This is a genomic window from Patescibacteria group bacterium (genome assembly GCA_038065255.1).
Lineage (GTDB): Bacteria > Patescibacteriota > Patescibacteriia > JACQRZ01 > JACQRZ01 > JBBTRI01.
This window is the reverse complement of sequence record JBBTRI010000019.1, coordinates 38,588-46,873: the sequence shown is the minus strand read 5'-3', so window position 1 is coordinate 46,873 and position 8,286 is coordinate 38,588. Positions and strand designations below refer to the sequence as shown.

Here is an 8,286-nt window from a genome sequence, read left to right as displayed (position 1 = left end):
TCTGCAAGCGCCTACCCGCTGAGAGGTCTGCGGTTCGTACTTTTTTTGGTGTCATGTGGGGAATGTATGTCCCTTGGACAGCATGGTATACTAAATAATGCTTATTTATTCACGTATAACAATCGGATATGAAAAAAACAATTTCTTTGCTTCTTGCAGCATTTCTTGTCTTCCCACCCTCAAGCGCTTGGGCAGCAGGGCCTGAAATTACATCCTTCAATATAACCGGCGAGAGGTTTCTGATCGAGGGCGAGCTTGCAACAATCACGTGGTCATCACGAGACGCCACATCCTGCACCGCCGATGGAAACTGGCTCGGGAATAAAGAAGCATCAGGTTCGTATAGTTTTTATCCTTCAGAAATCGGACTCGGACGATTTCAGCTCGTATGCTCTGACGCGAGCGGCGCGAAGAGCACACCTCGCATCCTTACTCCTTTTATAGGATCATCTGGCACACAGAAACAGCGCGGAGAACTTGCGATTGCTTCCGCAAAAGTGACCTCAACAGATCCGGATAAAGTCACTGTTGTTGCAGAAGCTACACGCACCCCTACTGTCGCCTCAATCGTTTTGCATGAACAGACGGCAAGTCCTGCCGATTTTGCAAGTAAAGTAAGTATGTTTCTTCCATCTACGGCGATTACGGGTTCTACACTGACATTTACGTTTGATGGGCCTGCGCGTCCCGCGACAGGAAAATCATATGCATACACGATTACTGCACAAGGCGCAACCACAGCTGATCTGGCGACCTATAACGGCACCATCACGATTGATACCGAGTTCAAAATCGAGACAACAAGAGTGGGCACCCCAACTATGTCGGATGGCTCGCGACTCGAATATGCACGGGATATCTACGTCACTTTCTCTCGTCCTGCAATCAATGTTAAAACGCGCGTTACATCATATAATGAGGCCGGAACGCAGTTGAATAGCGACTATACGCGATCGCAAGAATATGCGTCACATCTCTATTCTTCCACGCAAAAGACATTTGCAGCAGGAGGATATAATGATCTTCCAAGGGGGAGAAAGTTTCAGTATATCGTTGAGGGGCAAGACCGAGCTACCAGTAAAACAGCAACGTATACTGGACAGTTTTTTACCGCACCAGAGATTATGGCTTCTGATGTTGTTATAAAACCCGGCGACACCTATGCGATTATCACATGGAAAACAAATGTTCCAACCGGCAGTGCAGTGGAGTACAAGCAAGGCAATCAACAATCGCAGTTTTCTTTCAGTACCCAATCTTATCCGCAAACAAGCCACGAGATAGCAGTGGAAAATCTCAAACCGGAGACCAATTATACAGCTACAATCCACGCCTACATTCACAACGATACCGAAACGGATACTACCTTTAAAACACATCCGATCTCCTTCACAACAACAAGTGAATTGATTCTTTGTCCTGCCTATATTGATCCGGTTTGTGGCAAAGATAATAAGACCTATAGCAATGATTGCCTAGCGGCTGGAGCAAAGATGAGTGTAGCCTATAGGGGTGAGTGTGTTTCATATAAAATTGATTCAGTTCGTCTCGATAAACTTGATGCCCTTGGAAAAGCGACTGAAGAAGAACGATCATTTGCGATTCAAGTAAGCCACCCGTTTAGTGAAATTGTTATTTCGCTTTGGGAATCTCCCAATACCTCAATCACTCAGACACCCCATATGTCTGCTACGGTTAAGGGAAATGGGACACTAAGGTCAATCTACGTTAGCCCCGGAGTCTTTAATAAGAAACTCCAGCCAAACAAAATATATAAGTATCTTGTTACTGCCTATAAATACGGAGCAACACAGGATATCAATACAAGCTTTGGAGATACATTTACCACATCAAGCTTTTCCTCGCCCGTTCAAGGAAAGAGGGGAGCAATTACTGTTTCACTCTCAACGCTAAACACGCTCGTTGATCCCGGATCGCCGGTTGTTTTGACTTGGACTTCCACACAGGCGGATTACTGTACTGCAAGCGGCGGATGGTCAGGAAAAAAAGAGCCATCCGGATCTGAAGCGGTCATTCCAAAGGACGATACGACGCTTTACGGCATTCAGTGTTTCAATGCCGATGGGCCAGGACCAGGCACAATGGTTGATGTTATTCTCAAATCCAATGCTGTAGCCCCTGTTGTGTCGTTCCAGGCCGATAAGTATCTCCTCAAAAAAGGAGAATCCGTGCGCCTTTCATGGAATACGAACGCAGCATCATGTCAGTCGTATGCAGATATTTTACAGAACGGAGTGTTCGAAGGGGATCAGAGTAATGTATGGAGTGCTAACGCCTCCGTACGGAAAACCTCCGGTACACAAACGATGTCACCAAGCGTGACGACAAAGTATACTTTAAACTGCTTTATTAAAGAAAAGCAGACTATACGCACGCTCGTTGCAATCGTTGATGGTAAAACCGCCCCTTCTTCGAGTGGACCCATCCATCTTTCTAGTGTCAAAGTGTTTGATCAAGGAGATCCCACGACACAGTACGTTACCTATGATTACGGATATACTCCGGCTGATGGCACACTGTATCAGAAATTGAATGTTTTCAAAAAATCAACAGGAGCCAGTATTATTGAAAAGCAGATTTTTCAGGAAAAGAATAGTTCTCCCTCAACGTCGGTAAGCATTTCAGGATTTGAGCCGAATACACCCTATCGCTATGAACTGACGCTTGTTGATCCTTCTGATGGGCGCACTGCGCAGCGAACCGGAGAGTTCACGACCGGTGTACTCACAAAAAAAGAAGAGCCAAAAGTATGCGCAACAGTTATGACACTTGGGAGAAACACAAAAACAGGCGAGTATAAGCAGTTTCCAAATTCGTGCCTTGATGATGGATGGGAGTATGTCACATCTGACGTAAAAGAGATGGAAAAATATCTCAAGCCGAAAGAAGTGAAAGAGAAATCGGATGCAAGCAGGGAAGAACAAGCGCGCGGGATCGAAGAAAAAGTCCGCTTGCTTTCCGATCGTAAGCTTGATGTGATTCTTTCCGAATTACAACAGCTTCGGGATAAAGTGAAAGAGCAGGAAACAGAGTTGAAATATCTGCGAAAAGTTTCTGCTGAATTAAAAGGATTGAGCGAGGGAATGCGAGAAGCGCTTACGAGCTTTGTTACCTATGGCGTTGATTCTAATACAAAGGGGCTGGGAGCGGGTGAACGAGCGGCAGTCGTGGGGTCGTATCAGGCAGCATACGGCAAACTTCCTGATTCCGACAAAGAACTCGAAGACATGATTCGCATTGCAAATGGGCGATTTCCTTCCGAGCGCAATGAGGCAGCCGAACGCACTTCGCAAACGCAGTTTAAGCGGATTTTTAAGCGTGTTGCAAATATGCATAATGCCAATGATCGGGCTGCGATCATGGTGATGGCCTATGGTTTGCGTCAAGCTGCGGAAAACCGCAATCTCAAAAGTGAAACACGCGGCATCGCGACCTTTGAGGGTATCTATGGCCGCAAACCCGGTAAAACCGATGAATGGAATACTATGCAGGCTATTACTTACTCAGGCGCAAGTCGCAAGAAAGATTCTGACAAAGATCTTTTGGCAGATGAAGACGAAAAAGACTACGCGACTAATCCTAACAACCCAGATTCTGATGGTGATGGCTATATCGATGGACTCGAAATAGAAAATGGCTATAACCCAACGGGTGAAGGACAGCTTATAATTTTGGAATAATATTACAACTCCACTCTTGTTGCGCCCTTAGCAATCAGCGACCGAAACATTTCCTTGTTGATTGCCCCACTGAGATATAAGAGTGTGCCGTATGCAGCAACACCCAAAGAAGCCTGGAGAGCAAAGTAGAGGTTTTGCGCTACAAAAAACACACAGGCCATTCCCGCGCTTGCCAGTAGTATTTTCCATCCATTCGTAAAAGAAAGTGTTACTGCTGTTGTGTGCGTGACAATGCATGCGGAAATGATGAGGATAGTGAATTCAGTAATGACGGTGATCCATGCAGCTGCCCAAAATCCATACATTGGGATAAAAAGAAAATATCCGATCATACCCACAAGTGCGGAAAACAAATACCCCCAGATCATTACGCGCTGCTTGCCGATAATATTGATGAGATTTCCATAGAGCGCGCTGAGAAAAACAGTTGCCGCGGCAATAATAAGAACTCTCAGTATTTCGCCCGATTGCTCGAATGCTTTGCCGGAGAGAAATGCCATACCACTGGGACCTAGAAACAATGCCCCCACAACGAGCGGAGCAGCGCACATGACCAGGAAGTCAAATGATTTTTGGTAGTATCGTGCGAATGCGCTGCGATCTTTCTCTGACCAACTTCGCGCAAAACTCGATAAGGTAAGGCCAATAAAGAGAAAGGGCAGAGCAATCAGCACCTCAATGACCCGATAGGCCGCTCCATAGAGGCCGACTTCGGATTGGTCGCGGTAAAGTGAAAGAATAATGATATCGGCTTTCAGATAAATAACATTCAACATAATAGAAAGCGCGATGGGCCAACTGCGTTTGAATATTTCCTTCCAAACATCCCAATCAAAACGAAATGAGAGATGTACGTATGAGCGCGATGCGATGGCGAGCATTGCAACCTGAAGAATGTTGTTGAGAATAAGACTCCAAAGAACGCCCGAGAGCCCCCAGTTATACCGCATTGTGAGAAACAGAATTGCGATCATGAGCAGCTTCGAGGCAATATCGGCGCTACTCGGGATTTCCATGCGAATATGCGTCTGGAACAGCGCTGTGAAAAATTGGATGAACGAACTACACCAATAGGAAAATGCCGTTAGCGCAATTCCCCACTTAATCACCGCGGGATAGGGGAAGGCAAGAGAGACGAGCGGGGCAAGAGCAATGAGGAGTGTCGTTGTGACAAAACGGTAGGCAAAGAGATTGGAAAAGTTTTTTTGCGGATCTTGGTTATTTTCAGATAATAATTGGATAGTGACAACATAGAGCCCCAAGTCGGCCATGAATCCAAAAAAAAGCAAAAATGACGTAATGGTTGTAAAAGCGCCGAATTCTTCCTTGCCCAAGTACCGGGTCATCATGGAGAAAGCGATGACGCCGAATACAATGCCGAGTGATCGAGCAACAACTTGGAGGAATGTGTTTGCTGCAATGCGTCTGGAAAGTGACATGAAAATGGGGTATACTGCCCGCATGATACTACGCTATCTCTTGGGGAATAAGAGTAAGAGTGTGTTGTGCTGTGCTTTGGCGGCGAGCGGGCTTTTTTCTTTGGCAACTATAGCAAATGCGGCGCAACCGAGCAATGCAGCGCAGCCTTCACTGCAGGGCATAGCGATTGTTGCAAGCGCCTATCAGACAACCCTTTTGCCGGGTGAACGTATGAAATACCGTATTGGTTTTAAAAATACATCAAAGACCACATGGATACCCGGCGCAAAAACATTCTTTATCCGATCTTTTGCAAAAAGGGAAAGTTGGTTTTCTGCGCCCTCGTGGACAACGCGTACCATACCAGCGCGTCTCACAGAGCGTATAGCGCCCGGAAGGATCGGATATGTGGAATTTATTATTGAAGCCCCGGACAAATACGGACGGTATACGGAATCATTTTATTTGACTCGAGATGGTACGCATGCGCTCACATCACCTATTGCATTGGCAGTTGATGTGCAGAAACAAAAAAAAGTGCCGCCAAAATCTGTTGCTTCAGCAACCACAACAATACATGCGCCGGTATCCGCAACTCGCCTGATTCAAAGTACGCAAGCGCTTACGCTCGTCCGTAATCAAAAAACAGTTTTTCGAGTCGGGTTTAAAAATACCGGAGGAAAGCCATGGAATGCCGAGAGTAAACTTGCTTTGCGCGCCCGCGCTGCTCGCGAAAGTTATTTTGCAGATGCAAGCTGGGAGTCAGGCACTACCGTTACGGCACTGAAAGATACCGTGCAACCGGGAGAACTCATTATCGTTTCATTTGTTGTCCATGCACCTATTGTTGCCGGTTCGTTTTCCGAGCGTTTTATGCTGTATCAAAACAACACGCCTCTCAGCGTAACGCAATTTGATGTTCCTTTAACTGTTGTAAATCCCCCCACTGCTACACTCACTCGTTCGTCTGACAGTATAAACAGTGAGATTTCAAAACAGCTTGATCTTCTTAATTCCGAAACTGGAAATGCAGTCGGCAGCGAGAGCGCCACATCCACACAGAGTATATTGGTGCGTCCCGGCATTATCGATAGTAAGCAGGAGTCCGAACCCCTTATTCGAGCGGGATTGTTTTCAAGCGCCGAACCCATTGTTATCACAGCAAATAAGGCATTTAGTATTTCGGATAGTACAGGTACGGTTGTGCGAAATGAAACCGCCCAATCGGATGTTACTATTTCGTTTGATAGCGCATCAGCACTTTTTATCATTGCAGATGCGTCGGCAACGAGCACTGCAGCGAGCTTTGTACGATTTTCGAGTGCCGAAGCAACTGCCACGGGACAACCCGACCGGGATATTATTTTTGAAATAAAATCATACGAACATCGCCCGTCATGGAACCGTTCGTTGAATGACAACCTCTTTCGTGGTGTGCTTGAGGTGCGGCATGCGCCTCTTACGCACCGTGTGTGGGTGATTAACGAATTATTCCTTGAGCAGTATCTGAAAGGCATAGCCGAAAGCTCTAACAATGCTCCCTATGAATACCATAAGGCATTGATTGTTGCGGCCCGCACCTATGCAAAGTATCATATTAATAGGGGAACGAAGTATGCGTCTGAAGGATTCACTGTTCGTACGACGGATGCCGATCAGGTGTATCGTGGATATGGGGCAGAGCTGCGTCTTCCCCAGGTATCCCGCGCAGTTGAGGAAACTAAGGGTGTGATAGTGATGTATGGCGGGCGTCTTGCCATTACTCCGTATTTTTCCCAAAGCGATGGGCGCACGCGCAATTGGGAAGAAGTATGGGCGGGCGGCCCCTACCCGTGGCTTGTCGGCAAAGATGACCCGACAAATAAAGGGTTGCCGCTTTTGGGGCATGGCGTGGGCATGTCGGCGCGCGGCGCTGTTGCGATGGCGCTATCCGGAAAAGTTTTTGAAGAAATACTCACGTATTACTACACCGGCGTTGAACTTCATCGCCGCTACTAACACCTTTCCTACTATACTATGACGATCAATGATATTTTTTCAGAAAGCATCAAGCTGGGCGCATCCGACATACATCTTGCGGCATACCGCCGCCCCATTGTTCGTGTTGACGGCATGCTTATTGAAATTGGGAGTATGCCTATTCTTTCTCCAAAAGAAATCGAAACACTCATAGAGGCAATGCTCAATGAAGGGCAGCATGGGCGCCTCATGCAATGCAAAGATTTCGACTTGCTGTATGAGTTTGATACGTCTCATCGATTTCGGGTGACATTTTTCTGCGAGAGGGGGAGCGCGTCGCTTGCGGCACGGATTATTCAACCGACAATCCCGACACTGCAAGAAATAGGTATGCCCATGGAGGGATTTGGCACTGTCGGCTTGCGAGAGGGGTTGGTGCTGGTGACGGGTCCAACGGGGTCGGGAAAATCAACAACGCTTGCATCTCTATTGCAGCAGATAAACCTATCGCGGACGGAGAATATTGTAACACTTGAGGATCCAATTGAATATATCTTTCCACTCGGCCATTCGCTTATCCGCCAGAGACAGCTTGGAGTGGATATGCCGTCATTTCGTGATGGATTGCGTTATGTACTTCGCCAGGATCCGGACATCATCATGGTTGGCGAAATGCGCGATCCCGAAACGATCGCGGCAACAATTACACTCGCAGAGACGGGGCATTTGGTTTTCTCTACACTACATACATTGAATGCCGCGCAGACCATTCATCGGATTATCGATATGTTTGGTGGAGATCAGCAGAACCAGATCCGCCTCCAGCTTGCCCTCACGCTGAAATGCATTATTTCCCAAAGGCTGCTGCCCAGAATTGGGGGTGGGCGCATTCCGGCGCGCGAAGTGCTCATGAACACACCAGCAGTTGCAAATCTAATCCGCGAAAATAAAATTGAACACATTGCATCTGTTGTGCAGACCGGTACGAGCGCAGGAATGGTAACTATGGACACCTCCCTGGCATTATTGTATCGTCACGGGCATATACGAAAAGAAGATGCGCAGATGTTCATGCAGCAGGCATCGCTTCTCGATCGGCCGTAGCAGCTTCCCGTTTCTTTAGCTTTTTTGCGCCCGTCGTTCAACGGATAGGATGTCAGGCTTCGAACCTGAAGATGGGAGTTCGATTCTCTCCGGGCGCATATGA

The 8,286-nt window shown here is 47.1% G+C and carries 4 protein-coding genes and 1 tRNA gene; 4 read left to right on the top strand and 1 reads right to left on the bottom strand.

Annotated features, from left to right (window positions below):
• The first annotated feature begins 128 nt into the window (after nucleotides 1-128).
• Entirely contained in the window at nucleotides 129-3,701 is a 3,573-nt protein-coding gene (locus AAB400_04615) for a Kazal-type serine protease inhibitor domain-containing protein (protein ID MEK7649161.1), read from the top strand.
• 2 nt (nucleotides 3,702-3,703) lie between these two features.
• Here the strand turns inward: AAB400_04615 and AAB400_04610 are convergent, their stop codons facing one another.
• Nucleotides 3,704-5,140 carry a flippase gene (locus AAB400_04610; protein ID MEK7649160.1) on the bottom strand — a complete coding sequence of 479 codons (1,437 nt, stop codon included), beginning with the start codon at nucleotides 5,138-5,140 and terminating at the stop codon, nucleotides 3,704-3,706.
• A gap of 100 nt (nucleotides 5,141-5,240) precedes the next feature.
• On the opposite strand from AAB400_04610, the gene AAB400_04605 reads away from it, so the two are divergent.
• From AAB400_04605 to AAB400_04595, 3 genes are all read left to right on the top strand, one after another.
• Nucleotides 5,241-7,118 carry a SpoIID/LytB domain-containing protein gene (locus tag AAB400_04605; GenBank protein MEK7649159.1) on the top strand — a complete coding sequence of 626 codons (1,878 nt, stop codon included), beginning with the start codon at nucleotides 5,241-5,243 and terminating at the stop codon, nucleotides 7,116-7,118.
• Between the two features lie 18 nt (nucleotides 7,119-7,136).
• Nucleotides 7,137-8,183, top strand: coding sequence for a PilT/PilU family type 4a pilus ATPase (locus AAB400_04600; GenBank protein MEK7649158.1), 1,047 nt, complete (start codon nucleotides 7,137-7,139; stop codon nucleotides 8,181-8,183).
• 26 nt (nucleotides 8,184-8,209) lie between these two features.
• Nucleotides 8,210-8,281 (top strand) — tRNA-Arg (locus AAB400_04595).
• Nucleotides 8,282-8,286: the final 5 nt, after the last annotated feature.